At 63.7% G+C, this 22,903-nt stretch carries 22 protein-coding genes; 9 read left to right on the forward strand and 13 right to left on the reverse strand.

Going from position 1 to position 22,903, the window contains the following annotated elements:
• Positions 1–24: 24 nt before the first annotated feature.
• The 3 genes from K359_RS0130105 to K359_RS0130115 all read right to left on the reverse strand — a co-directional run bounded on the left by K359_RS0130105 (position 25) and on the right by K359_RS0130115 (position 3,627).
• A complete protein-coding gene (locus K359_RS0130105) occupies positions 25–1,086 on the reverse strand; it encodes an ABC transporter permease (protein WP_029082637.1) in 1,062 nt (353 codons plus the stop codon).
• Positions 1,083–2,609 (reverse strand): sugar ABC transporter ATP-binding protein, encoded by a 1,527-nt coding sequence (locus K359_RS0130110; RefSeq protein ID WP_029082638.1) that lies wholly within the window; start codon positions 2,607–2,609, stop codon positions 1,083–1,085. Before K359_RS0130110 ends, K359_RS0130105 begins: the two co-directional genes overlap by 4 nt.
• Before the next feature lie 64 nt (positions 2,610–2,673).
• Positions 2,674–3,627: a sugar-binding protein gene (locus K359_RS0130115; RefSeq protein WP_029082639.1), complete on the reverse strand. Its 954-nt coding sequence runs from the start codon at positions 3,625–3,627 to the stop codon at positions 2,674–2,676.
• 272 nt (positions 3,628–3,899) lie between these two features.
• Between K359_RS0130115 and K359_RS0130120 the strand changes: the two genes are divergently transcribed.
• The 3 genes from K359_RS0130120 to K359_RS53410 all read left to right on the forward strand — a co-directional run bounded on the left by K359_RS0130120 (position 3,900) and on the right by K359_RS53410 (position 7,777).
• Positions 3,900–5,162 (forward strand): ROK family protein, encoded by a 1,263-nt coding sequence (locus K359_RS0130120; protein ID WP_029082640.1) that lies wholly within the window; start codon positions 3,900–3,902, stop codon positions 5,160–5,162.
• Positions 5,163–5,239: 77 nt separating this feature from the next.
• Positions 5,240–5,998 carry an SDR family NAD(P)-dependent oxidoreductase gene (locus K359_RS0130125; protein ID WP_029082641.1) on the forward strand — a complete coding sequence of 253 codons (759 nt, stop codon included), beginning with the start codon at positions 5,240–5,242 and terminating at the stop codon, positions 5,996–5,998.
• Between the two features lie 501 nt (positions 5,999–6,499).
• Positions 6,500–7,777: a calcium-binding protein gene (locus tag K359_RS53410; protein ID WP_198031200.1), complete on the forward strand. Its 1,278-nt coding sequence runs from the start codon at positions 6,500–6,502 to the stop codon at positions 7,775–7,777.
• Between the two features lie 62 nt (positions 7,778–7,839).
• Here the strand turns inward: K359_RS53410 and queA are convergent, their stop codons facing one another.
• From queA to coaD, 5 genes are all read right to left on the reverse strand, one after another.
• Positions 7,840–8,922 carry a tRNA preQ1(34) S-adenosylmethionine ribosyltransferase-isomerase QueA gene (gene queA / locus K359_RS0130135; protein WP_029082642.1) on the reverse strand — a complete coding sequence of 361 codons (1,083 nt, stop codon included), beginning with the start codon at positions 8,920–8,922 and terminating at the stop codon, positions 7,840–7,842.
• A gap of 142 nt (positions 8,923–9,064) precedes the next feature.
• A complete protein-coding gene (locus tag K359_RS0130140; RefSeq protein WP_029082643.1) occupies positions 9,065–9,529 on the reverse strand; it encodes a peptidylprolyl isomerase in 465 nt (154 codons plus the stop codon).
• A complete protein-coding gene (locus K359_RS0130145; protein WP_029082644.1) occupies positions 9,505–9,945 on the reverse strand; it encodes a hypothetical protein in 441 nt (146 codons plus the stop codon). Before K359_RS0130145 ends, K359_RS0130140 begins: the two co-directional genes overlap by 25 nt.
• A 6-nt stretch (positions 9,946–9,951) precedes the next feature.
• Positions 9,952–10,494, reverse strand: coding sequence for a peptidylprolyl isomerase (locus K359_RS0130150; protein ID WP_029082645.1), 543 nt, complete (start codon positions 10,492–10,494; stop codon positions 9,952–9,954).
• Positions 10,495–10,541: 47 nt separating this feature from the next.
• Entirely contained in the window at positions 10,542–11,039 is a 498-nt protein-coding gene (gene coaD, locus K359_RS0130155; RefSeq protein WP_029082646.1) for a pantetheine-phosphate adenylyltransferase, read from the reverse strand.
• A 268-nt stretch (positions 11,040–11,307) separates the two neighbouring features.
• On the opposite strand from coaD, the gene K359_RS0130160 reads away from it, so the two are divergent.
• From K359_RS0130160 to K359_RS0130170, 3 genes are all read left to right on the forward strand, one after another.
• On the forward strand, positions 11,308–11,565 hold the full coding sequence (locus K359_RS0130160; RefSeq protein WP_029082647.1) for a hypothetical protein: 258 nt from the start codon (positions 11,308–11,310) through the stop codon (positions 11,563–11,565).
• Positions 11,566–11,718: 153 nt separating this feature from the next.
• A complete protein-coding gene (locus K359_RS0130165) occupies positions 11,719–13,617 on the forward strand; it encodes a KUP/HAK/KT family potassium transporter (protein WP_051346498.1) in 1,899 nt (632 codons plus the stop codon).
• Positions 13,618–13,732: 115 nt separating this feature from the next.
• The gene (locus K359_RS0130170; protein ID WP_029082649.1) at positions 13,733–14,710 is read left to right on the forward strand and encodes a phosphotransferase family protein; all 978 of its coding nucleotides are present in this window, start codon (positions 13,733–13,735) and stop codon (positions 14,708–14,710) included.
• A 30-nt stretch (positions 14,711–14,740) separates the two neighbouring features.
• Here the strand turns inward: K359_RS0130170 and K359_RS0130175 are convergent, their stop codons facing one another.
• Positions 14,741–14,932, reverse strand: coding sequence for a hypothetical protein (locus K359_RS0130175; protein ID WP_029082650.1), 192 nt, complete (start codon positions 14,930–14,932; stop codon positions 14,741–14,743).
• Entirely contained in the window at positions 14,929–15,738 is an 810-nt protein-coding gene (locus K359_RS0130180; protein WP_029082651.1) for a transglutaminase family protein, read from the reverse strand. Before K359_RS0130180 ends, K359_RS0130175 begins: the two co-directional genes overlap by 4 nt.
• A gap of 262 nt (positions 15,739–16,000) precedes the next feature.
• On the opposite strand from K359_RS0130180, the gene K359_RS0130185 reads away from it, so the two are divergent.
• Positions 16,001–16,186: a hypothetical protein gene (locus K359_RS0130185; RefSeq protein ID WP_029082652.1), complete on the forward strand. Its 186-nt coding sequence runs from the start codon at positions 16,001–16,003 to the stop codon at positions 16,184–16,186.
• 407 nt (positions 16,187–16,593) lie between these two features.
• On the opposite strand, the gene gyrA is transcribed toward K359_RS0130185, so the two are convergent.
• The 3 genes from gyrA to K359_RS0130200 all read right to left on the reverse strand — a co-directional run bounded on the left by gyrA (position 16,594) and on the right by K359_RS0130200 (position 20,673).
• A complete protein-coding gene (gene gyrA / locus K359_RS0130190; protein ID WP_029082653.1) occupies positions 16,594–19,323 on the reverse strand; it encodes a DNA gyrase subunit A in 2,730 nt (909 codons plus the stop codon).
• A gap of 213 nt (positions 19,324–19,536) precedes the next feature.
• On the reverse strand, positions 19,537–19,935 hold the full coding sequence (locus K359_RS0130195) for a DUF2306 domain-containing protein (protein ID WP_029082654.1): 399 nt from the start codon (positions 19,933–19,935) through the stop codon (positions 19,537–19,539).
• Between the two features lie 252 nt (positions 19,936–20,187).
• Complete coding sequence (locus K359_RS0130200) at positions 20,188–20,673, reverse strand: single-stranded DNA-binding protein (protein WP_029082655.1); 486 nt, start codon at positions 20,671–20,673, stop codon at positions 20,188–20,190.
• A 454-nt stretch (positions 20,674–21,127) separates the two neighbouring features.
• Between K359_RS0130200 and K359_RS0130205 the strand changes: the two genes are divergently transcribed.
• Complete coding sequence (locus K359_RS0130205; RefSeq protein WP_029082656.1) at positions 21,128–21,871, forward strand: outer membrane protein; 744 nt, start codon at positions 21,128–21,130, stop codon at positions 21,869–21,871.
• A 305-nt stretch (positions 21,872–22,176) separates the two neighbouring features.
• Positions 22,177–22,836 (forward strand): outer membrane protein, encoded by a 660-nt coding sequence (locus K359_RS0130210; RefSeq protein ID WP_029082657.1) that lies wholly within the window; start codon positions 22,177–22,179, stop codon positions 22,834–22,836.
• Positions 22,837–22,903: the final 67 nt, after the last annotated feature.

Here is a 22,903-nt window from a genome sequence, read left to right on the forward strand (position 1 = left end):
GTCGCGTTTTTTCTTATCGAGTTGTCATGCCTGGTCGCCCGTACTCGTCGGCAACACAGCCGCGCCGTGCGATGACGCGCTTTGCAGAATTGTGCTTTCCTTCGATCGCGGCGCGCTGCGGGTGAGGCCGGCCAGCGCCACCTTGCGCCGGCGTCGCGCCTGCAATTGCTGATCCGCCAGCACGCCGAGCAGAATGACCGTCCCCATCACCGCGAAGTTCAGCGAATTGGGGATGCCAAGGATGTTCACCAGGTTCTGCAGCACCTGCAGCAGCGCCGTCCCCAGCACGATGCCGAGGATCGATCCCTCGCCGCCGCGCAGGCTGCACCCGCCGAGGACGGCAGCCGCGATCGCATAGAGCTCGTAGAAATTGCCGAACGAGCTCGGCGAGACCGAGTTGGTGTAGAACACGAACAGCACAGTGGAGATCCCGGCGAGCCCGCCGCTGATGATGTATGCCGTCGCAATCACGATATTGGTGCTGATGCCGGAGAAGCGCGCCGCTTCCTCGTTCTTGCCCACGGCGTACAGCCAGCGCCCGTAGACCGAGCGGTGCAGCAGCACGCCGAGGATCAGCGCGAGGATGATCAGGAGGATGAAGGTGTTCGGGATGCCAGCGACGTTGCCGGAGGCGATGTCGCTTAGTGTCTTGGCTTCATCGCCGTAGCCGAAGCCGCGCGTCGAATCGCTGGTGTAGTAGCGCGCGACGCCGCGATAGATCAACAGCCCGCACAGCGTCACGATGAAGGGCTGCATCTTCAGCCGCGTGATCAGGAACCCCTGGATGCCGCCGAGCCCGAGCCCGCCCAGTAGCACCAGAAGCAGCGCCAGCGGCCAGTCGAGCTGATAGGTCGTCAGCAGGTCGACGAACACGACGCCAAGCAGCGCGAACATCGAGCCGAGCGAAAGATCGATGCCGCCGGTGATGATCACGAGCCCCTCGCCCAGCGCGAACACGCCGAACAGGCCGATCAGATTGGCCATGTTCAAGAGGTTCACCCATGAGAGGAAGGCCGGATTGATCGCGCCCGTGATCGCGGAGATCACCGCCAGCAATATGAGCAGTCCGAGTTCTTTCTTCATCATGGCGCAGCGGCTTCCGTGGTTTCGAGTGCTTGACCGATCGCCAGCCGCAGCACGTTGTATTCGCTGAACTGCTCGCGCTCGAGCACGCCGCTGACGGCGCCTTCATGCATCACCGCCACCCGGTCGGAGACGCCGATCACCTCCTCCATGTCCGAGGAGATCATCACGATCGCGACGCCTTGGTCGGCAAGGTCGCGCATCAGCGCGTAGATCTCGCTCTTGGCACCGACGTCGATGCCCCGAGTCGGCTCGTCGAAGAACATCACGCGCGGCTGCATGGACAGCCACTTGCCCAGCACGACTTTCTGCTGGTTGCCGCCGGAGAGCGTCACCGCCTCGATATCGACGCTCGGCGCCTTGATCGACAGGCTCCTCGCCTGCTGTTGCGCGACCTCGCGCTCGGCCGCGCTGCTGACCAGCCACATCCGCGCATATTTGCGCAGGTTCGCGAGCGTCACGTTCTCCCGGATCGGCAATTCCAGCACCAGCCCGGATTTCTTGCGGTCCTCCGGCACCAGATAGATCCCCTGCCTGATCGCATCCTTCGGCGACCTGACACCGACCGGCGTGTTGTCGATGCTGATCTCGCCGCCGAGCAGCGGGTCGATGCCGAACGCCGCTCGGGCGAGCGAGGTGCGGCCGGCGCCCACGAGCCCTGCCAGGCCGAGGATCTCGCCGCGCCGCACCGACAGATTGATCTCCTGGTCGGGATAGGCGCTGGTCACAACGCCGCTGATATCGCAGCCGCCCGGCTGTGGCGGCTGCTTGGGCGGGGTGTAGAGCGTGTTCAGGTCGCGGCCGATCATCAGCCGGATCATCGCGGCATGGCTGAGCTCATGACGCGCCAGCTCACCCACCGTGCGCCCGTCGCGCAGCACCGCGACGCGGTCGGCGCAGGTCATGATCTCGCCCAGCCGGTGCGAGATATAGATCACCGAGATGCCGTGCGCCTTCAGATCGGCAATCACCCCCAGCAGCCGTTCGGTCTCCGAGATCGTCAGGCTCGAGGTCGGCTCGTCCATGATGATCACGCGTGCGTCCATCGAGAGCGCCTTGGCGATCTCCACCATCTGCCGCTCTGCGATCGACAGGCTGTCGACCAGCGTGTCCGGCGCGAAATCGGCGCCCAGCCGCTTGAGCAGCGGCGCCACGCGGGCGTGCATCTCCGAATTGTCCACCAGCTTGAGCGGTCCGCCGGTCAGCTTCTCGCGCCCGATGAAGACGTTGGCCGCGACGTCGAGATTCTCGAACAGGTTCAGTTCCTGATGCACGAAGGCGATGCCGCATCGCGTCGCCTCGCTCACCGTCATCCGGGCATGGTCGTTGCCGCCGATCCGGATCACGCCCTCGCTCGGCGCGATCACGCCGCCCAGCACGCGCATCAGCGTCGATTTGCCGGCGCCGTTCTCGCCGATCAGGCCCAGCACCTCGCCGCGGTAGACGCGCAGGCTGACATCGTCGAGGGCCCTGACACCGGGATAGGTCTTGCTGATGCCGGCGAGTTCAAGCAGCGTCTCCGCCATTCGTCGTTTCCTTCCGCACGACGCCCGGCAGCCAGTGGCGGCCGGGCGGTGAGACACACTGAAGTCACTTCTTCAGCAGTTCTTTCAGGGATGCGGTGAATTCCGCGACGTTGGACTTGCTGATCACCTTGGTCGGCACGATCAGCTTGCTGTCCTTCGGAATCCAGGATTTGTCGCCGTTCAGCGTCTTGATGATGTTGGTCGCGGAGAGGTAGCCGAACTCGTAGGGCTGCTGCACGACCGTGGATTCGATCGTGCCGTCGGAAACTCCCCGCAAGGTGCGCTGGTCCTCGTCGAAGCCGACGATCTTGACCTTGCCGGCCTTGCCTGCGGCCTTGACCGCGTCGTAGATCAGCGGCGTCTCGTAGCTCCACAGGCCGGACAGCAGCGCGATGTCGGGATATTTGACGAGCACGTTTTCCATGTTCGCCTTGGCCTTGGCGAAATCCACCTGGTCGGTGAACACGTCGACCAGCTCGACCTTGGTGCCGGCGATCGATTCCTTGATGCCCTGCACGCGCTCGCGGGCGTTGTCGGCGTCCATCGTGCCGACGAACAGCGCGATCTTGCCGCCGTTCGGCAGCGCCTTCTTGATCTCCTCGCCCGCCTGCCGCCCGGCCGCGACGTTGTCGGTGCCGATATAGGCGACACGATTGCTCTGCGGCGCGTCGCTATCCGTCGTGATCAGCACGGTCTTGGCCGCAACCTTGTTGAGTTGTTCGGTTGCGTGCGGCGCATCATCGACCGAGATCGAGATGCCGGCGACGCCGCGCACCAGGAGGTCGTCCAGCTCGCGCCGCTGGCCTGCCGCGGTGCCTTCGTTGGTGACGATCAGCTCGATGTTGTAGTCCGGGTGCTCCTTCTGCGCCTTCTCGAGCCCGCGGCCGGCAATGGTCCAGAAGTCGGCCGCCACATTGGTCACCAGTGCGATGGTCTTTTTCGACTCGGCCTGCGCCACGCCTGCGGCCATCGCGAGCGCGGCGGCACTCGCCAGCAGCGGCAGGAGCAATTTCTTCATTGGGCTTTTCATATGTACCTCCCCTTGATCCCCCCGGTGTGAGGGGCGTCACGCATCGCGCTTGTTGCGCTTATTTTATTTACGTAACGAATAAACTAGAAAGGAAAAACACGCAGTCAAGGATGTTTTCACCCTTCTTCTCTAGCTTGAATAGTGCAAAAGGTACGATAATAGCAAATATTGCCCGATAAGTGGCCATCTGACTGTGCTTTTTCGATTACACCGGCACCTCACGCATTGATTAATTTCACTATACAAATTAAAGAGGCGATATGATTGAGCAGACCGAGCCCTCGAAGCGCGTTTCAGCCGTTGCCCGCGGATCGAATCGCGGCCGTCTCGTCGAGGTTCTGCGACGCCTGGGGCCATTGCCGCGCGTCGAACTCGCACGCAGTACGGGGCTGAGCTTCCCGGCCATTTCGGCCATCACCTCGAAACTGATCGCCGAAGAGGTACTGCGCGAGGCCGAGACGGTGTCCTGGCCGGACGACAGCGACGAAGACGATGCGGACGGGCTGAGCGGCCGGCGCCGCGGCCGGCCGGCGGTGCTGCTGACCCTGAACCCGGAGTTCGGGCGCGTCGTCGCGGTCTCGCTGCGGATGAACATGATCGAGACGCTGATCGCGGATTTCTCAGGCTCCCCCGTGGCGCAATCCCGGCTCGAGCTCCCGACGCGCGCGCTCGATGTCAGCGCGTTGCGCCAGCTCGTCGTGTCGCAGATCGATGCCATGCTCGATGCAACCGTCACGCCGCGCCATCGGCTGCTCGGAATCGGGATCGGGTTGCAGGGCATCGTGAACGCCGATACCGGCCGGCATCTGTGGAGCCCGGCGCTGTCGGTCACCGACATCGATCTGGCAAAGCCGATCCGCGAGGCGTTCGGTATCGAGCCGGTGATGGCGAACGATGCGGTCGCCGTTGCGCTGGCGCTGACCGCCGCGGAGCCGGCACTGGCGCAGGGTCTTTCGGCCACCATCGTGGTCGGTCACGGCGTCGGCATGGGCGTCGTCGTCGACGGTGAAGCCCGCTTTGGCGCCGACGCCGGCAGCGAGATCGGCCATGTCAAGCTGGCGCCGGACGGTCCGCAATGCCGCTGCGGCCAGCGCGGCTGCATCGAGGCCTATCTCGCGGACTACGCGCTCTACCGCGACGCGCGCACCTTTCTCGACCTGCCGCCGGCGGCGTCGCAGCAACCGTCCGAGCCGCAGATGGCGCTGCTGCGCGAGCGTGCACAGGGCGGCGATCCCCGCCTCGAGCATCTATACCAGGCGGCGGGCCGTTCGCTCGCCGAGGCGGTCGCCGCAACGATCTCGGTGCTGCGCCCGCATCACGTCATTCTGGCGGGCCCCGGCCTGCAGGCCTTCGAGATGATGCGCCACGCCTATGAGGAGCGGCTCGAGCAGGCGGTGCTGCCGTGGCTGCTCAAGTCCACCGCGATCTATGTGCGCCCGAGCGAATCCGCGGCCATTGTCGACGGCATGGTGCGGCGGACGCTGCGGGTCGTCGACCGGAATCGGATGGAAGCCGCCGAGTGAATATCGGAAGCTGCGGTGCTTTTTGAACCGTAGCAACGCAACAGACGCCGTTCAGGCGCAAAATCGAGAGAATGCCAATGCAGGGCGCGATCTATCCAAGCCTCAAGGACCGGACCGTATTGGTGACCGGCGGCGGTTCCGGCATCGGCGAGGCCATCGTCCGCCAATTCGTCGCCCAGGGCGCGCGGGTCGGCTTCATCGACATCGATGAGGCGGCCTCGAACCAGCTGCTGTCCAGCCTGCCGGCGCAGGCCCGCGTGCACTTCGCCCACGCCGATCTGCGCGACATCGGCGCCCTGCGCCGCGCGGTCGCCGCTATCCGCGAGGTGCTCGGGCCGATCACCATCCTGGTCAACAACGCGGCGCGCGACGACCGTCACGCGATCGAGGACGTCACGCCGGAATTCTGGGACGAGCGGATCGCCGTCAACCTGAAGCATCAGTTCTTCAGCGCCCAGGCGATCGCGCCTGACATGAAACAGGCAGGCGGCGGTGCGATCGTCAACATCGGCTCGGTGAGCTGGGTGATCGGCCAGGGCAACATGCCCTGCTACACCACTGCCAAATCGGCGATTCAGGGCCTGACCCGCGCGCTCGCTCGCGATCTCGGACCGCACAATGTGCGGGTCAATTCGATCCTGCCCGGATGGATCATGACGCAGCGTCAGCAGGAGATGTGGTTGACCCCTGAAGGCGTGACCGAGCTGATGGAGCGTCAATGCCTCAAGCGCAAGCTGGTGCCTGACGACATCGCCCGCGTCGTGCTGTTCTTCGCCGCCGACGACAGCGGCGCCTGCACCAACCAGAACTACATCGTCGACGGCGGCTGGGTCTGACCACGGCCGCTGCCGCTCAATTCAACCGCGCACAACCGATCCACTTCCGCCTGGCACCGCTACAAACCGCGGCCTGGGAGCGCGCACAAAACGACACCTCTCCTTACCCAATTCGGGTTTGCCCGGGTTCGATTCTGTCCGTTGCATCGCGCCCGCCCTCACAACGCACGAACCTCCGAAGCATTTGGCCGACCGTCACACCAGCACCAATTGACTCCCTCAGACGGGGTTGCTGGGTTCACGCCTCCGCGTGTTAATTGGTTCACACCCGCGGCTTTGGATTTGCTGCAAACTGATTGCGGAAATTATTTGCCTACCTGCGGCCTCGTCCTGCTCGACGTTAAATCAGCTCTGTCACCAATCACCGAACTGAACCGTCGTTGACCTTGGACCAGATGTTTTACGAAGCCGCGTTGGCAGACAAGGCATTGCATCAGAGGTTTTCAAATGGCGACATTTGCGGCCAATACCGAATCCGTCAGCTTCGCGACCCTGTTTGCCGTGTTCAACCAGACCAATCCGGTTGACCTGCTAAATGCCTTTTCGAACCAAAGCCCGTCCGGATTCACTTACACGGCAGATACTGGCTACACCGTGACCGTGAGTGGAAGCGGGTTCACCTATACAAATTATGTAATCATCAATATCCCTGCGTCAGGGACAGTTACCGGGATTTCAGTGCTTCACAACGGAGTGCCCGTTTTCACCGTGACGAATACGTCAGTCGCGGTCGACTTCACCGCCTGGTACACGATCAACACCTCGGGAGGAATACCGACTGGAGCGTCGCTTCATATTCCTGTCGACGCGCTGATCGCTGCTTTCTTTGCAGGTAATGACAGCGTCAGTGGTTCTACTCTGAGTGACTTTCTCTTGGGCGCAGCCGGCAACGACGTCATTCTCGGCGGCAGCGGCAACGACAGCATCGACGGCGGCAGCGGAAACAATCTTCTTTACGGTGGCGACGGCAACGACCTGGTCAGTGGAGGATCCGGCAACGACGTGCTCGTCCTCGGAAACGGCAATGACACCGGCTATAGCGGGAACGGCAACAATTACATCTACGCCGGCAGCGGCGATGATTTGCTGGTCGGCGGAAGCGGACTCGACGTCCTGCTCGGGGAAGATGGCAATGATTCCATCTACGGCGGCGGCGGATTCAACTATCTGTTCGGCGGATCGGGCAACGACGTTCTGGTCGGCGCGGGAGGCTCTGGTGCCAGCGACGTCAACGTCATGTACGGCGGCGATGGTGCGGATTATCTCTATGGCGGAGCCGGCACGAATTACTTCTACGGCGGCGCCGGCGTCGATACTATGTATGGCGGATCGGGCCTGAATATCTTCATCTCCTCGGGCGAGACCGACGGCAACGTCATCTACGGCGGTTCAGGCCAGAACTATGTCTACGGCTCCAACGGCGGAGATACGGTCACCGGCGGCAGCGGCGTCGACGTGTTCCTGATGGGCGCCGGCGCCGATGTCATCAAAGGTGGCGGCGGCGTTGACTATGCTTGGGGCGGCGGCGGCTCGGATACTTTCGTGATATCAGATGCCGCTCCCGAGGTCATGGTGATCGAAGACTTCAATGTGGGTGGCGTCAATGATGTGCTGAATTTTGCCGGGACCTCGCTGCACTCATTCGCCGACGTCCAGGCCGCCTCGTTCTACTCGCCGGGGATCAACACGACCATCATCACGGATGCCGCCGGCAACGCGGCATGGCTGATCGGCGTCGGCCCCGCGCAACTCGATGCCAGTATGTTCAAGTTCACCTGACGCTGGAGGGCTTCTCCGGGACGCCAAAGCTGGGATGGGCGGACCTCGCTCATCCCGGCAATTCACCGGCCCAGCTTGTCGCGAAACAACAAGCAGGCATCGCCGTAGGAATAGAACCGGTAGCCATCACTGATCGCCTGCGCGTAGGCGCGCTGCATCGTCTCGAGGCCGGAGAAGGCCGAGACCAGCATGAACAGCGTCGAGCGCGGCAAATGAAAATTTGTCAGCAGGATATCGACCGCGCGGAAGCGGTAGCCCGGCGTGATGAAGATCGAGGTTTCCGCCGCAAACGGCTGGATGCTGCCGTCGGCATTGGCGGCGCTTTCCAGAAGCCGCAGCGACGTGGTGCCGATCGCGACGATCCGGCCGCCTTTTGCGCGCGCGGCGTTCAGCGCGGCGGCGGTCTCGGCGGTGATGCAGCCCCATTCGGCATGCATCTTGTGCTCGGAGGTTTCGTCCACCTTGACCGGCAGGAACGTCCCTGCCCCGACATGCAATGTCAGCCGATGCAGCTCGACGCCGCGATTGCGTAACGCGGCCTGCAGCGCCGGCGTGAAGTGCAGCCCCGCCGTCGGCGCTGCGACCGCGCCTTCATTGGCCGCGAACATGGTCTGGTAGTCGCTGACGTCCCGGTCGTCGGGCGTGCGCCTGGAGGCGATGTAGGGCGGCAGCGGCGTGACGCCGACATCTGCAATGGCCTGGTCGAGCGCGGGGCCATGGAACGAGAATGACAGCGTCACCTCGCCCTCCTGCCCCTTGGCCTCGACCGTCGCGTCGAGATGGCCGAGCAGGCAGACCTTGCCCTCATTGCCGAAGCGGATGGTGTCACCGGAGCTGAGCTTCTTCGCCGGCTTCACCAGCGCCTGCCAGCGCGAGCCGTCAAGCCGCTTGATCAGCGTCGCCTCGATCTTCGGCTCGGTCTCGCGCCCGATGCGGCGGCCCTTGAGCTGGGCCGCGATCACCCTGGTGTCGTTGACGACGATCTGATCGCCCGGCTCCAGCCAATGCGGCAGGTCGGCGATGGTGGCGTCGCGCAGCACGCCGTCGGGATGCACCACCAGCATCCGCGCGGCATCACGCGGGCTCGCGGGGCGGAGCGCGATGCTGTCGGGCGGGAGCTCGAAGTCGAAGAGATCGGTGCGCATGGTCAAGCTGTCATTGCCGGGCATAGTCGTTCGAAGGACGGCGTCGCTTCCGCTCGCCTATGCCCGGCAATCCATCGTCTACGAACAAACTTCCAAGGATCGATGGATGCCCGGGTCAAGCCCGGGCATGACCACCTGCATCTCAAGCCGCGTCGGCGGCCATGCGCGCCTTGACGATCTTGTCCGGATCCTTCACCGGCTCGCCGCGCTTGATCTTGTCGACGTTCTCCATGCCCTCGGTGACCTTGCCCCAGACCGTGTACTGGCCGTTGAGGAAGGAGGCGTCGTCGAAGCAGATGAAGAACTGGCTGTCGCCGGAATCCGGGCTGGCGGCGCGCGCCATCGAGGTGGTGCCGCGGACATGCGGCTCCTTGTTGAACTCGGCCTTCAGCTTCTTGCCCGAGCCGCCCGTGCCGGTGCCCTGCGGGCAGCCGGTCTGCGCCATGAAGCCGTCGATCACGCGGTGGAACACGATGCCGTCGTAAAAGCCCTCGCGCACCAGCTCCTTGATCCGCGCAACGTGGCCCGGCGCGAGATCCGGGCGCATCTCGATGGTGACCGGGCCCTGGGTGGTTTCGAGGATCAGAGTATTTTCGGTAGCAGCCATGCTCGCTTCTCCTGGCTTCGGGGTGGATATTTCTTGTTCCTGAACGGGATCGCGAACGGACGGCCAGCCACCGCGCCGCCCAGACTCTCGGTAAATGGCAACGGCGTGCAGCGTTGCAACGCCTCCATCACCGCGACCCGGTACGCGATCCGGTCATTGTCGGTCGCTTCCTGCGATTCATAGCTGATCCTCGGATGTCCGAGGATCGCGCCCTCGCGGTTGAAGCTGACGATCACGGTGATGTCGAGCGGGCCGGCCTTGTCCGCCGGCGGCGGCCGCCAGCAGCGGTGGATGGCCAGCACCACATCCTTGATCGTATTGAGTTGCTCCGGCTCGGCCGCCACCGACCCGGTCAGCGCGAGCCACACCGCGAGCGGCGCGGCGAACCAGGCAAGTGGTTTGCTGCGCGCCGCCATCGCGGATCACTTGATGTCGGATGCGACCTGCACCTTCACCATCTTGTCGGGATCAGGGACCGGTTCACCGCGCTTGAGCTTGTCGACCACGTCCATGCCGGAGACCACCTCGCCGATCACGGTGTACTTCCCATTCAGGCTCGAGCCGTCGGCAAACATAATGAAGAACTGCGAATTCGCCGAGTTGGGATCGCTGGTACGCGCCATGCCGACGATACCGCGCTTGTAGGGAACGTCAGAGAATTCAGCAGGAAGATTCGGATATTTTGAACCGCCGGTTCCGTTGAAATTCTTGCCGTCGCCGGTCTGCGCCATAAAGCCGTCGATCACGCGGTGGAACGGCACGTTGTTGTAATAGCCCTCGCGCGCCAACTGCTTGATCCGTTCGGCGTGTTTCGGCGCGAGATCGGCCCTCAGCTTGATGACGATGCGGCCCTTGGTGGTGTCGATCACGATCGCATTGGCCTTGTCGAGACCGGCGGGCAGCGGTTGCGCGACCGCGGGCACGACGCAAAGCAGCGCGGCGACGAATGCAAGAATGCGGATCATGGAAACTCCGGATCTCTGGACGTTCGGGATGTGGCAGGCAGCCGGGGTCAGCCGACGAACTTGGCCTTCAGGCTAGCGGCGACTGATGACGGCACGAATGAAGAGAAGTCGCCGCCCATCTGGGCGATTTGACGCACCAGTGTGGCGGTGATCGGGCGGACCGCGACCGACGCCGGAACGAACACGGTATGCACCTCGGGTGCCATCGCCTCGTTCATGCCGGCCAGCTGCATCTCATAGTCGAGATCGGTGCCGTCGCGCAGGCCGCGAATCATCAGCGCGGCCCCGGCCGTCCGCGCCGCCGCGACCGTGAGGTTGTCGTAGGTGGAGGCCTCAAAGGCGCATCCGGCTTTTTGGGCGATCGGGTCGAACACCTCATGGACCATGGCCAGCCGCTCCTCGGTCGAAAACAGCGGCTTCTTGCCGGGATGGACGCCGATGGCGACGATCAGACGATCGCAGAGGAAGACGGCCTGTTTCACCACATCCAGATGGCCGTTGGTCACGGGATCGAAGGAACCAGGATAGATCGCGATACGGGGCATAGCCCCTCCTAACCCGCCCCGCTCGCCCCGGCAAGCGGCCTTGGTTCCATCGATACCCACAAAACATTTTGCCGCTCGTCCAGTGAACGAGTTCTGGGATGCCAGCGTCTACAGGGGTGAATGTTTCGTCGGCCGCTGGCGGACGAAACAAAACCGGCCCTCGACGACACCATTTCCCGCGGTGGCGAAGACACCAGGAAACGTCCGGCCGGTAGAGATTGCACAACGAAACGACGGGCCCGGGGGGCTCGTTCACATGGGGACCGTCATGATCAAGGCATTTTCCGCCATCGCCGTTGCCGCGTTCACTGCCGCCGCGCTCACCGTTCTTCCGGGCTTTGCTCCGCAGGTCGAAGCCTCCACCCCGCAGCCGCTCGCCAAGGCCGATCGTCTCGATATCCATCTGGTCGGCAAGGACTGTTCGCAACAGGCCTGGCCGAATTTCGAGGCCTCCTGCCTGCGCTCCGCCGGCACCAAGACTGTGGTTCGCGAAGCCCGCCTCGTCACCGCCGATCGTACGCCGTAGTCACTTCTGACCGTAAGGGCGTCACTTCCGACCGTCACACAAATCCCAATGGTAATTTGCGGCGTCCCGTCGCAGACTATCGTCTAAGGCGCCCGTCCGGATGATCCGGCGGGCACAAGCCACCAGGGGATTGCCGTGACGAGTACGCCCGCGATCGTTTCTTCTGGCCACCCTCCGAGCAGTCCGATCCCGATTGCCGTCACCCTCGGTGCCTTGGGCGTCGTCTATGGCGACATCGGAACCAGCCCCCTATACGCCCTCAAGGAAGCCGCCAAGGCCGCCACCCATGGCGGACCGCTCACCGAGAGCGCGGTGCTCGGCGTGGTCTCGCTGATCCTGTGGGCGCTGATCCTCATCATCTCGCTTAAATATGCGATGCTGATCCTGCGCGCGGACAACCGCGGCGAAGGCGGCATCGTCGCCCTACTGGCGCTGCTGTCGGCGCGCAACGCGGCGCCCGGCACCTGGCGCGCCCATCTTCTGGTCGTAGGCCTGATCGGCGCCGCCCTGCTCTACGGCGACGGCGCGATCACGCCGGCCATCTCGGTGCTGTCGGCGATCGAGGGCCTGAAGGTCGACGCGCCGTCGCTGGCGCCGGCCGTGGTGCCGGTCACCGTCGTCATCCTGATCGGCCTGTTCATGATGCAGAAGCAGGGCACGGGTTTCATCGGCAAGATCTTCGGCCCGGTGATGCTGTTCTGGTTCGGAGTGCTCGCAGTGCTGGGCATTCACGGCATCGTCAAGGCGCCCGGCGTGCTGGTTGCGCTGAGCCCGTTCTACGCATTCGATTTCCTGATCCATCAGGATTTTCACGTCAGCTTTGCCATCCTGGGCGCCGCCTTCCTCGCGGTCACCGGCGGTGAGGCGATGTACGCCGACATGGGGCATTTCGGCCGCTTTCCGATCCGGCTCGCCTGGTTCGCCATCTGCCTACCCGCGCTGGTGCTGAATTATTTCGGCCAGGCCGGGCTGTTGATCACCGACCCGACCGCGATCGACAACCCGTTCTTCCAGCTCTCGCCCGACTGGGCGCATTACCCGCTCGTCCTGCTTGCGACCATCGCCACCGTGATCGCCTCGCAGGCCATCATCTCCGGCGTGTTCTCGCTGACCCAGCAGTCGATCCAGCTCGGCTTCCTGCCGCGCATGCATATCGAGCACACCACGAGCGATGCGATCGGCCAGATCTACGTGCCGCTGGTGAACTGGCTGCTCGCGGCCGGGACGCTCGGCGCGGTGCTGGCCTTCGGCACCTCGGACGCGCTGGCCGGCGCCTACGGCATCGCGGTGTCGCTGCTGATGGCGATCACCACCCTGCTCGCCGCTTTGGTCGCGATCCAGTGGGGCTATTCGCCGATCATCGTGATCGCGGTGAACGGCTTTTTCTTCATCATCGACGCGATCTTCTTTGCGGCAAACTCGACCAAGCTGTTCGAAGGCGGCTGGTTCCCGCTTCTGCTCGCGGCCGCGGTGGCGTTCCTGATGCTGACCTGGCGCAGCGGCGTGAAGCTGGTCGAGAAGGCACGCGGCAAGCTGCGGCAGCCGGAAGAGGATCTGATCGAGACCGCCGTCAACAAATGCAGCGCCCGCCTGCCCGGCACCGCCGTGTTCCTGGCGTCAGCCCCCAACGGGGTGCCGCTGGCGCTGACCCAATTCGTCAAGCACAATCACGTGCTGCACCAGCGCGTGCTGCTGGTCACGGTGCTGATCGAGGAGCGGCCGAGGATTTCCGACGAGGAGCGCGCCGAGGTGGTCGAGATCGTCCCGGGCATCACGCGGATCATCCTGCATTACGGCTTCATGCAGTATCCGACGATCTATGAGGGGCTCAAGCTCGCCTGCCAGCAGAGCAAGCTGCCCGGTATCGATCTCTCCGACGTGACCTACTATATCGGCCGCGAGACCATCATCCCGCGTGAGGACGTTCCAGGCATGTGGGTGTGGCGGGAATCGCTGTTCGCCTTCCTGCAGCGCAATGCAGAGCGGACGGCGGCTTTCTTCGGCGTACCGACCGGTCAGGTCGTGGAGTTCGGCACCGAGATCGAGATCTGATCTCGCCGTCTGCGTAGCCCGGATGCAGCGAAGCGCAATCCAGGACAAGTGACGGCCGTATCGCAAGCCCCCGGATTTCGCTTCGCTGCATCCGGGCTACGAGTGATCTCCGGGAATGTCCGACGATCCGCCCCTTCAGCTGAAGCCGCGGCTGGCGATTGCGATCGACCAGGCGCAGGCCATTATCAGCCGCGTCGCGCCGGGCGCAGCGGTGCGCGACGTGATCGAACTGCGCGGCGGCGAGATCAGCACGATCCTCGAGATCGCGCTGGCGGACGCACCAAGCTGCATCCTCAAGGTCTATCCCGCGCAGCTGCAATGGAAGATGGCGAAGGAGGTCCACGTCCTCGGGCTGTTGCACAAGGTCGACATCCCCGTTCCCCGTATTCTCGTCGCCGATGACACGCGTTCGGTGATCGACCTCAGCTTCGTGCTGATGACGAAGCTCGACGGCGTCGTGCTCGGCGGCCGCGAGCCGGCCCTGACCGATCAGGAGCTGTTTGCGATCTACGCCGCCATGGGCGAAGCGCTCCGCCGCATCAACGACATCACCCTCGACAGCTTCGGCTATATCGGCCCGCATGGGGTCTGGACGCCGCACCCGACCAACCGCGCCTACATGTCCGCCCAGTTCGAGCGAAAGCTGACGGAGTTTTGCACGCGCGGCGGCGACCCGGCGCTCGCGGAGCGGCTCCGGGACAGCATTGCTGCACGCAGCGACCTGCTCGACGCCGCCGACCGGCCCCGCCTGTGCCACTACGATCTCCATGCCGGAAACGTGCTGGTAACGCCGGAAGGCGCACCGCAACTCTCAGGCATCGTCGATTTCGAGAATGCCACCGCCGGTGATCCGCTGATGGATATCGCCAAGGCGCTCTACTACTTCATGCCGAAGGATGCGCCGAAGCGCGACGGATTGCTCGCGGGGCACGGCACCCGCGACCGCCCCGACTGGGAGGCCACGATCGCGCTCTACCGGCTCGCCTGCACGCTGGAGCTGTGGTGCTGGTTCGCCCAGATCGGCCGGGCGGACGCGCTGGCCGGCCTCACCAGAGAACTCGAGAATTCGACCGGTCAGGGCTTGGCTCATTGACCCAAATCGGACGCCGAAGGGCCTGAACGTCTATTCGCCCGCCGCGAGACGACGAATGCCGGATGCAGTCAGGCCGAGTTCACCGAGCCGTCTGACTGCGTAGCCGAGACCAACAAGGCGCTCCCAGTGCAACTGGGGAATCTCCCGTTGCGCTTCGCCCTTGCCGACCTCGACCAGGGAGGCGAACTCGTCCGCACTGAGGGTTTGGGGATCATCCGTCATGACGCGGCCTCATCGGTCCAGACCTTGAACGAAACCAGTGTGTTTGGCCCAAATGTCTGCGTGATCGGAACGTCGGAGGCATCCCGTCCCTGTGCGATCAGAACCCGGCCGATCCTCGGCACGTTGTTGCGCGGATCGAACATATGCCAACGCCCCCCGATATAGGCCTCGAACCAGCCGGCGAAATCACCTGCAGCCCAAGGCAGCGGGGTGCCGATGTCGCTGAGATAGCCGGTGCAATAGCGCGCTGGAATGTTCATGCAGCGGCAGAAGGCAATAGCGAGATGCGCGTAGTCGCGGCACACGCCCCTGCATTCGTTGAAGGCCTCCCACGCCGTCTTGGTGGCGCGGGCGTGCTCGTAGCCGAAAGTGATGTGGCGATGGACGAAATCGCAAATGGCCTGGACCCGCGGCCAGCCCGGCGGCGTGCCCTCGAACAACTTCCATGCGATTTCCGAAAGCCGGTCGGTCTCGCAATAGCGGCTGCCAAGCAGATAGACCAGCGTGTCCGACGGCAGGTCCTCGACCGCGTGTTGGCCGGCCGAAGCAAACACCGGATCAGGCGCGCCGCTGTCGCGCACGACGCCATCGGCCGCCAGCCGCATCGGACCGGCCGGCGCAACGATACGGCTGCACCAATTGCCGAATCCGTCGCGATACGGCGTGATCGGCACCGAGGGGGTGGTGGTCAGGTGGTCGGGGACGATGATGTCGGAGGCGCGCGTAAAATGCGTGCCCAGCACCATGATGATGGGCGTCGGCTGCGGGAACTCGTAGTGCATTTCGAATCCGACGCGAAGCTTCATTCGAAATGCATCCCTCTTTGTACCACCGACATGGCTACGAAGAGGTCGAATACAAGGCACGATCTGCCTCATCGGACAAATACCCGCATCGCGCGAGAAAATGATGGCTATTTGCTGCGATAGCGCGCAGGAACGGAGGCGCTTGCCGAACTGGCGCGGCTTGCCGGCGCGAGTCGAACCCGACGAATGTTCGAGTCGGATGGTTGAAAGCCTCCTCCGCGCGTTCGACACAGTTTCGGAACGCGCTCACCGAAAGACCTTGATGCAAAATCTCTCGCCTCGTCACGTCAAGACTGAAGAGTCCGTCCGCCTCGGCGTGATTTCGGGCTGGTATTCCACAAAAGTCAGCGGAACATTCGTGACGGGCCCGCATGACACCGAAGCCGATTGCCTGCGCAAAATCGCCGAGATCGATCCGCCACCGCCGCCGCCGAAGAAGAAGAGATAACCCCTGCGCGACCAAATTGGCCGCACTGGCAAACGGGCCGCCCAGGACGCATATCGGCAAGATGGCCAAACAAAGCCGCGTTCGCCTCCTTGAGGTTACCGTGATTGCGCAGAACGAGCCAACGCGCTGGAAATGGCATATTTCCGAAGGCGGCCTGGAGCTCGTGCACGGCTACGCGACGTCCCGCGAAACAGCGCAAAGAGACGGCGATAGCGTACTGTTTACAATGCTATCTGCCTCCCAGACGCCCTGAGCGGGTCGCTTTCGTCGAACGGAGAAGCGAGTGCCGAAGCTCGGCGAAGCGACGCACAGGCGCAGCCCGGCCCGCCCAGGCAATCAGGGATGAATCAACCCGCGGCGGGGCCTGACCTGGAGCCGCATGCAACGAACCACGTTCGGGAACGGCCTTACTCGCCGTTCCCGTTCGCGCCGTTTTCCTCCTCCGGAATATGCTCGACCGAGACGACGTGCTCGTCCTCCGCGGTGTCGAACACGATCACACCCTGGGTCGAGCGGCCGGCGACGCGGATGTCGGCCACCGGGCAGCGGATCAGCTGGCCCTTGTCGGTGACCAGCATGATCTGGTCGGCGTCCTCGACCGGGAACGACGCCACCAAATTGCCGTTGCGGTTGTTGACGCTCATCGCGACGATGCCTTTGCCGCCGCGGCCGGTGGTACGGTACTCGTAGGACGAGGTCCGCTTGCCGAAGCCGTTGACGGAGACCGTGAGCACCACCTGCTCGGCCGCCGACAGCTCGGCATAGCGCTCCTGCGACAGCTGGATCGCGTCGTTCGCCGTCTCCTCACCTTCCGCCTCGACCGGCTCCTCGGCCGCGGTCTCGCCGGCCACCGCACGGCGCATCTTCAGATACGCCGAGCGCTCGTCGGAAGTGGTTTCGACATGGCGCAGGATCGCGAGCGAGATCAGCTTGTCGGCCTCGGCCAGCGCAATGCCGCGCACGCCCATCGAGGTGCGGCCGGTGAAGACGCGCACATCGGTGACCGGGAAACGGATGCACTGCCCGCCGGCGGCGGTCAGCAGCACGTCGTCACGCTCGGTGCAGATCTGCACGTCGACGATTGCCTCGCCCTCCCCGAGCTTCATGGCGATGATGCCGGAGCGGCGGACGTCGACGAAGTCGGACAGCTTGTTGCGGCGAACGGTGCCGCTGGTGGTCGCGAACATCACGTCCAGATTGCCCCAGGAGGATTCATCCTCCGGCAGCGGCATGATCGTGGTGATACGCTCGCCCTGCTCCAGCGGCAGGATGTTGATCAGCGCCTTGCCGCGCGCATTCGGCGCTGCCATCGGCAGCCGCCAGACCTTCTCCTTGTAGACCTGGCCACGCGAGGAGAAGAACAGCACCGGCGTGTGGGTGGACGCCACGAACAGGCGCGAGACGAAATCCTCGTCGCGGGTCTGCATGCCGGCGCGGCCCTTGCCGCCGCGGCGCTGCGCCCGGTAGGTCGACAGCGGCACGCGCTTGACGTAGCCCGCGTGCGACACCGTCACGACCATGTCCTCGCGCTGGATCAGGTCCTCGTCCTCGACCTCGTCTTCCTGCTCGACGATCACGGTCTTGCGCGGGGTTGCGAACTGCTGCTTCACCTCGGCCAGTTCGGTCTTGATGATCGCCTGAACGCGGGCGCGCGACCGCAGGATGTCGAGATAGTCGGCGATCTCGGCTGCGAGCTTGTCGAGCTCTTCGGAGATCTCGTCCCGCCCCAGCGCGGTCAGTCGCTGCAGCCGCAGGTCGAGGATCGCCCTCGCCTGCTCCATCGACAACCGGAGCGTGCCGTCGTCGTTGATGCGATGCCGGGGATCGTCGATCAGCGTGATCATCGCTTCGACATCGCGCGCCGGCCAGTCGCGCGACATCAGGGCCTCGCGCGCGGTGTTCGGATCGGGCGAGGTTCTGATGACGCGGATCATTTCATCGATATTGGCGACCGCGATCGCAAGGCCGACCAGGATGTGGGCGCGGTCGCGCGCCTTGCCGAGCAGGAATTTGGTCCGCCGGGTCACTACCTGCTCGCGGAACGCGACGAAGATGGTGAGCAGGTCCTTCAGATTCATCGTCTGCGGACGACCGGAATCCAGCGCCAGCATGTTGGCGGGGAAATTCGACTGCAGCGGCGTGAACCGATAGAGCTGGTTGAGCACCACATCGGGCACCGCTTCGCGCTTCAGCTCGATGACGACGCGATAGCCGTCGCGGTCGGACTCGTCGCGCAGATCGCCAATGCCCTCGATCTTCTTCTCTTTCACCAGGTCGGCGATCCGCTCGACCATCGTCGCCTTGTTCACCTGATAGGGAATTTCGGTGATGATGATCGCTTCACGATCCTTGCGGATGGTGTCGATCGCCACCTTGCCGCGCATCACGATCGAGCCGCGGCCGAGGTGATAGGCCGAGCGGATGCCCTGGCGTCCCAGGATGACGCCACCGGTTGGGAAATCCGGTCCGGGAATGATGTTGATGAGCTCGTCGATCGAAAGCGCCGGGTTGTCGATCAGCGCCACACAGGCGTCGACGACCTCGCCGAGATTGTGCGGCGGGATGTTGGTCGCCATGCCGACTGCGATGCCGCCGGCGCCGTTGACCAGAAGGTTCGGGAACCGGGCCGGCAGAACTGACGGCTCCCGCTCGGAATTGTCGTAGTTCGGCTGGAAATCGACGGTGTCCATGTCGATGTCGGCGAGAACGGCGAGCGCCGCCTTCGTCAGCCGGGCCTCGGTATATCGATAGGCCGCAGGCGGATCGCCGTCGACCGAGCCGAAATTGCCCTGCCCGTCGATCAGCGGCACGCGCAGCGAGAAGTCCTGCGCCATCCGGACCATCGCATCGTAAATCGACTGGTCGCCGTGCGGATGATACTTACCGATCACGTCGCCGACGACGCGCGCCGATTTCACGTACTTCTTGTCCGGTGTGTGTCCCTGCTCATGCATCGAGTAGAGAATGCGCCGGTGCACCGGCTTCAGCCCGTCGCGCGCATCGGGCAGCGCACGCGACACGATCACGCTCATCGCGTAATCGAGGTAGGACTTCTTCATCTCGTCGAGAATGGAAACGGGACGAATATCTGAGGGCACCGGCGGCTCGCCGGGCTTGTCGTCTTCGGGTTCGGACAAAGGGGAAATCCGGTCAGTTCTGTTGGGGAATCATATAGCGTATCGAGGGCCTGATAACCACCCTTACGCGGCTCCGGCAAGCCGTTTTTCCCTTCGTTTTTTCATGCACTTACCGGCGACATTGCAGGTTCCTGGCGGGCCTGCTCTGCGTAGCAAAATGCGAGCTCGCGAAGACCAGGCGGAACCGGCTTCGCAATGCCCTTTTTCGCTCAGTTACTGGCCGAAGATCACGGCATGCATGATCCGCCCGGGCATGAAGGTGAACAGCCCGGCAATGACCAGCGCGCCGAAGAAAATGCCGATCATCGTGAACTTGTGGCGGCGGACATTGTGGCTTCGCGCGGCCGTCACGCCGAGCACCAGCATCGCCAGCGAGAAGATCGACAGCAGGTGGATCGGGCTCCATGGGCCCAGCAGCCGGATCTGGTGGATCCAGAACGAGCTCCCTGCGACGATCAGCATCAGGATCACCCAGATCCAGCCGAGCGTCCGGTGCGGCAGCGTGCCCTTCGGTGCGGCGAGCTGAATCGAGCCGAGCACGAAGGCGGCCATCGCCGCGAAGGCATGGAACGGGATCGCAGGCGCAGCGTCGAGCAATGGCGCGAGGCTCATGATGGCGGCCCTCGGGTGATGCGCGCGGCCAGGCATCGCTCGCCGCAGGCCGATGTAAATATCATTCACATAAGCCTGTGTCAAAGCACGGGGAACCCGCAAAGGCATCTTCCGATAATCACGTAATATCAGATTGATACGAGATTATCCTCATAGTCCACACAAAGGACTTCCCTCGCACGTCGTACCGCCGCCCCGGGAAATGATCTTCACGAGGGCGACGCCTGACAGAATGTGGGAGGCGCGATCTCGTCAGAACGGGATGTCGTCGTCCATATCGCTGTTGCGGCCGCCTGCGGCGACTGCACGGCGCGGCGCCGAGCTGACCGGTCCGGCCGAGCCGAAATCGCTGCCGCCATCATCGGAGAAGCTGCCGCCTCCGCCGCTGCGCCCGTCGAGCATCGTCAGGTTGGAGTTGAAGCCCTGCAGCACGACCTCGGTCGAGTACTTCTCGACGCCGCTCTGGTCGGTCCATTTGCGGGTCTGCAACTGACCCTCGATGTACACCTTGGCGCCCTTCTTCAGATACTGCTCGGCGACCTTGCAGAGACCTTCGTTGAAGATCACGACGCGGTGCCACTCGGTCTTTTCCTTGCGCTCGCCGGTGCCCTTGTCGCGCCAGGTTTCCGAGGTGGCGATCGACAGATTTGCGATCGGACGGCCATCCTGCGTCCGCCGGATTTCCGGATCCTTGCCGAGGTTTCCAACCAGGATCACCTTGTTCACGCTTCCCGCCATCGCATCATCTCCACTCAAAAACCGGGCGCCGGACATCGGCCGCCACTCTCAACCTTCGCCACTTACATTGCAGGCGTCGTGGATGACCCTATACGCCGGCGCCGGCCCGACGCCTTTGCCGTCGCGCGGTTATCCACGATTATTGAGATCGAGATATAGCATCGCCGCCGTCACCGTTCCAGTTTTGTTCGCCACAACCTGCCGTAGCAGCCGGCGACGGCGTTGGCGTGGCCGCCGGTCACGGGATCAGCGGTTGCCCCGCAGTGATCACTCAGAAAACTTGCAACAAAATCAGCACCTTGCGTGGTCGGCACTTCTTCCGCGAGTGTTGCATTTGGGAGACGGCGTTTCCGGTTGAATCAGCGTATAGATTCCAACCATGGCGCGGGCGCTCGCGTCTGAGATCGTGCTTCGGGACCAGTTGGAAGCCGATTTGGGAAGCTGGGGATTGATGATGAAGAAGTTTTTGCTCGCGACCGTTGCTCTGATTGCGTTCGCCGCGCCGGCGGCGGCGGCCGATCTGGCTGCCCGCCCCTATACCAAGGCGCCGCCGATGATCGCCGCCGTCTATGACTGGAGCGGCTTCTATATCGGCGCCAACGGCGGTTGGGGTTCGAGCCACAATTGCTGGGATCAGCTCCCGGGCGGCACTTTCATCGGATCGGATGGTTGCCACGATGCGACGGGCGGCGTCGCCGGTGGTCAGATCGGCTATCGCTGGCAGGCGGGCACCTGGGTGTTCGGCCTCGAAGCGCAGGGCGACTGGGCTGACCTGAAGGGCAGCAACGGCAGCGCGATCTTCCCGGGCCTGTTCACCAACCAGAGCAAGATCGACGCGTTCGGCCTGTTCACCGGCCAGATCGGTTACGCCGTCAACAACGTGCTGCTCTACGCCAAGGGCGGTGCAGCGCTGACCGACAACCGCTTCAGCACCTACTTCACGCCGACCGGCGCGCTCGGCGGCCGCGCCACCGACACCCGCTGGGGTGGCACCATCGGCGCCGGCATCGAAGTCGGCTTCGCGCCGAACTGGACCGCTGGTATCGAATACGACCACCTGTTCATGCAGGACAAGACCTACAACCTCACCACCCCGAATGGCGCGCTGTTCAGCACCATCCGCGACCGCCAGGACGTCGACTTCGTCACCGTCCGCGTGAACTACAAGTGGGGTGGCCCGGTCGTTCCGCGCTACTGATCGCACGCAGCGGATCTGATCCAGACGAAAGGCCGGCGTTGCGCCGGCCTTTTTGTTTGCGCGATCGAACGGCCGAACGCCCCGGTCCATAGCATCGGAGACCGGAGCCAGCCTCGCGCCGGCTCTCCTATTGGTACGTGCGCACCTCGCGCGCTCGTTTTCCGTGCATTGTGGTTTCCCGGTTACACAACCTCCGCGATTTCTGTGTAGAAACTTTTGCTCGTCACGCAACATTCCCGTGACGCTCCCTCCAATGTTTGGAGGGACAAGAAAATGGGCAAGAAAACGGGACTCGGACTTTGAAAATCAGGAATGTTTTGCTGGCATCGGCCGGCATGCTCGCACTGAGCACTTTTGCACCTGCGATGGCCGCCGACATGGCTGCACGCGCCCCCTACGTGAAGGCTCCGCCGCCGGCCGCGATCTACAACTGGACCGGCTTCTACATCGGCGGCTTCGGTGGCTATGCCAGCGAGGATTCCGGCAATCCGAAGATGGAAGGCGGCTTCGGTGGCGGCACCATCGGCTACAACTGGCAGGCCAGCAACATCGTGTACGGCCTTGAGGCCGACGGCGCCTGGGCTGACGTCAATGCCTCCGCCACCGGCTTTGGCATCACCGCGACGAGCAAGATCGACGCGCTCGGCACCGTGCGCGGCCGCCTCGGCTTCGCGGTCGACAAGGTGCTGTTCTACGGCACCGGTGGCTATGCCTGGATCGACAACAAGATTATCCTTAGCGGCTTCGGCCTGACTACCTCGCAGAGCAACTTCCACTCCGGCTGGACCGTCGGCGCTGGCATCGAAGCCTTCATCGCGCCGCAGTGGTCGATCAAGGGCGAGTACCTGTATCGCAGCCTGAGCAGCGAAAACTACTTCGGCGTGCCCTCCGGCGACCTCAACCTGCACAGCGTCCAGTTCGGCGTGAACTATCACTTCGGCGGCCCGATCGTCGCCAAGTACTGAGCCAGGGACTGGTCGTTTCGCTACGACCTCACACGGAAGGCCGGCGCCTAACGCCGGCCTTTTTCGT

The organism is Bradyrhizobium sp. th-b2 (assembly GCF_000426785.1).
Lineage (GTDB): Bacteria > Pseudomonadota > Alphaproteobacteria > Rhizobiales > Xanthobacteraceae > Bradyrhizobium > Bradyrhizobium septentrionale.